At 33.8% G+C, this 2,433-nt stretch carries 4 protein-coding genes; 3 read left to right on the top strand and 1 reads right to left on the bottom strand.

The features are described from left to right. Positions 1-243 precede the first annotated feature (243 nt). Positions 244-1,014 carry a cell wall hydrolase gene (locus K9V48_RS29545; RefSeq protein WP_308012631.1) on the bottom strand — a complete coding sequence of 257 codons (771 nt, stop codon included), beginning with the start codon at positions 1,012-1,014 and terminating at the stop codon, positions 244-246. A gap of 308 nt (positions 1,015-1,322) precedes the next feature. Between K9V48_RS29545 and K9V48_RS27675 the strand changes: the two genes are divergently transcribed. The 3 genes from K9V48_RS27675 to K9V48_RS27665 all read left to right on the top strand — a co-directional run bounded on the left by K9V48_RS27675 (position 1,323) and on the right by K9V48_RS27665 (position 2,196). Further along, positions 1,323-1,493 carry a DUF4083 domain-containing protein gene (locus K9V48_RS27675; RefSeq protein WP_224142268.1) on the top strand — a complete coding sequence of 57 codons (171 nt, stop codon included), beginning with the start codon at positions 1,323-1,325 and terminating at the stop codon, positions 1,491-1,493. A gap of 353 nt (positions 1,494-1,846) precedes the next feature. After that, entirely contained in the window at positions 1,847-2,023 is a 177-nt protein-coding gene (locus tag K9V48_RS27670) for a hypothetical protein (RefSeq protein WP_224142267.1), read from the top strand. Beyond that, a complete protein-coding gene (locus K9V48_RS27665; RefSeq protein WP_224142266.1) occupies positions 2,005-2,196 on the top strand; it encodes a hypothetical protein in 192 nt (63 codons plus the stop codon). The genes K9V48_RS27670 and K9V48_RS27665 overlap by 19 nt, the downstream gene beginning before the upstream one ends. Positions 2,197-2,433 lie beyond the last annotated feature (237 nt).

The following is a 2,433-nucleotide window of genomic DNA, read 5'->3' as shown; positions in this document are numbered from 1 at the left end:
ATCATCTGCGGGTCTATTTGGTATGGAAATTCAAGGAGCCACGGCGATGTTTGCAGTTAATCTCAAGCGAATCCTAAAACTCCTTAGTGAAAAAGAATAAGAAAGAAAAGGAAAAAGGCAATTTGCCATCTAAAAAGCAGACAGCAAATTGCCTTTTTGTATTGAAAAGAAATTAAAAGAATAAAAAACGTAAGTTTTTCAGTGGCCTCGTCAGATTGGCACGTCATTTTAATGAACATCCATCTATTTTGCAAATACGTGATTCCCGATTGTCTCTACTATTTGACGAGAACGAATCCATTGATCTGTTGCAATTTTCGGGTTATAGAAAAAAATAGAATCATTTAATGTATCTTCTCTTTTTAGAGCTTCTTCTACTGCTTGGATTGATTCCGCCGATGCGAGATTATTAATTGCACCATTTTGAACAGGCGTAAAAGCATAGGCATGCCCGATTACTTCATTTATTACCTCTGTCACCGTATTAGGAAACTGAGGGGATTCAACTCGATTTAATACGACGGTTGCGACAGCTACTTTTCCTTCATAGGGCTCGCCTTTTGCCTCGGCTTCAACTAATCTCGCTAATAATTCTTTTTCTTCTCCTGAAATAGAAACCGCCGGTGTCTCATGCTTTTCAACGGGTGTTTCCACTTTTGGTTCTGTTGGTTGAGCCATTTTATCTGCTGCTTCAGTCGAATCAGTAGCAGTCTCAGTTTCAAGTTCTGATGAGGCTGCTAGTAACTCTACTACCTTTGCAGTTGTATTTATTATCACAGGTTTTGCCAATTGGATTGATAAACCCTGTGGTTGTAAGATTTCGCCAATGAGAAAACCTTGTTTTACATCTTTATTCTCAATAATGGTTAAACTATGTTGTTGTTCAAGTCCCGGAAAGCTGTCTTTATTAAGATTGATAGATTGAGTGATCGCCTTCGCCGTATTATTTTGTACACCTAAGGCTATTGTAGCTACACAAGCTACAACAAATAATTTCAAAGAATTTTTTTTCATGCTGTGTGCTACCTCCTGTAAAATCCTCATGATAGTACCCTAACATGGCATTTAGCTGAATTACAGGATGATAGCATTACAAATCTTTTTAATTTGATGAACAACATTACATAAAAAGAAAAATTATGACAATACTCCTATGAAAATGTCATAAACTAGGGAATAATATGAAGTAGAGGAATAAATTACCCAAGGAAATTGTCATTTTAAAAGGACCGCGACAGAAGCTATATGAGATCATTGGTAGTAGACATTTTAAAATAAAGGGGATTATAAAAAAATTATAAGTAATTTGAAAGAGGAGAATAATGAATACAGGAGTAAATGTAGGAGATATTATTTTTCAATTATTTTTTTTAGCAATTCCAATACTGTTTATAGCAATCTTATTTTTATTTTGGCGTTCTTCAAAAAAGAAAAAAGATCAATTAGATCGTATTGAAAAAAAGCTAGACTCGATACAAAAGAGAATGAATTGATAAAGTAAAAGGATCTTCGATTTTGAAGATCCCTTTTTCATACCGATAACGTTTCATTATGTTAACTGGATTTGTATAGAGTATTCATCTAATACTTTGGGATCTTATTAGGATAGAATCACATGCCCATATAGCCCCTTTTTTATAGCGGAAGTTGACTTCCTATTACGGTAAAGGAAATAAAAATAGTCGAAAGTCGCATTTTCAAACCAAAAGCGACCTAATAACAGTCATATCTTTAGTGATATGACTGTTATTAGGTCGTTTTTCATCTATAAAACTCAATTTTATCCTTTTGTTGAATTTTAAAATCCGAATTACATTTAGCTTATCGAACGATAAGGAGGACAAAAATGCAAAGTATTAATGGAGTAATGCTTAGAGAATATCCAGAAACACTAGAAAAATCTTTGTTGGAAAAGCGATTTGAGATTCAGTATATGGACAATACATACTTTCATAAGACGATATTTTTAGATTTTATTAACCTGGAAGTCCAGGGCATAGACGAATGTGGATTTTTGTTGTGAAAGATGTAGAAGAAGTTTTTTATGAAAATAATCGTAGCATTTATGGTGAAATCGTGAGGGAAGTGCATGATCGGATCGTGCCACACCGACAACAAAATTATCATTACATTGTGGATGTTGTTTTGATTAATCCGGAATATACCATGTATCCGAGATTCTCTTTAAAAAGCTAACATTAGCTAATCAAAAAAAGAAGCATCGGATGTGAGGTGCTTCTTTTTTGTATGTTTAATCAATAATTGTTCCACTGATTCCTTTTTCGTTAAATTTCCAATTCTTAAAGGTTTTGACACTGTTTTTCTAGTACTGTCACTTTGACCGATAATTTGCGTTTATTTTAAGTGTTATTTTGCACGTCCAACTTTAAAACCCAGCTACCTTCACATGAGAAGATTAGCTGGGTTTCTTAA

It is taken from the genome of Metabacillus rhizolycopersici, from assembly GCF_020075705.1.
The sequence above is the reverse complement of the archived record's forward strand: the minus strand, read 5'-3'. Positions and strand labels throughout refer to the sequence as shown.

Excerpts from the sequence above, each read along its gene's own strand:
- K9V48_RS29545 (WP_308012631.1), bottom strand. The coding sequence starts at position 1,014 with ATGAAAAAAAATTCTTTGAAATTATTTGTTGTAGCTTGTGTAGCTACA.
- K9V48_RS27675 (WP_224142268.1), top strand. The coding sequence starts at position 1,323 with ATGAATACAGGAGTAAATGTAGGAGATATTATTTTTCAATTATTTTTT.
- K9V48_RS27670 (WP_224142267.1), top strand. The coding sequence starts at position 1,847 with ATGCAAAGTATTAATGGAGTAATGCTTAGAGAATATCCAGAAACACTA.
- K9V48_RS27665 (WP_224142266.1), top strand. The coding sequence starts at position 2,005 with ATGTGGATTTTTGTTGTGAAAGATGTAGAAGAAGTTTTTTATGAAAAT.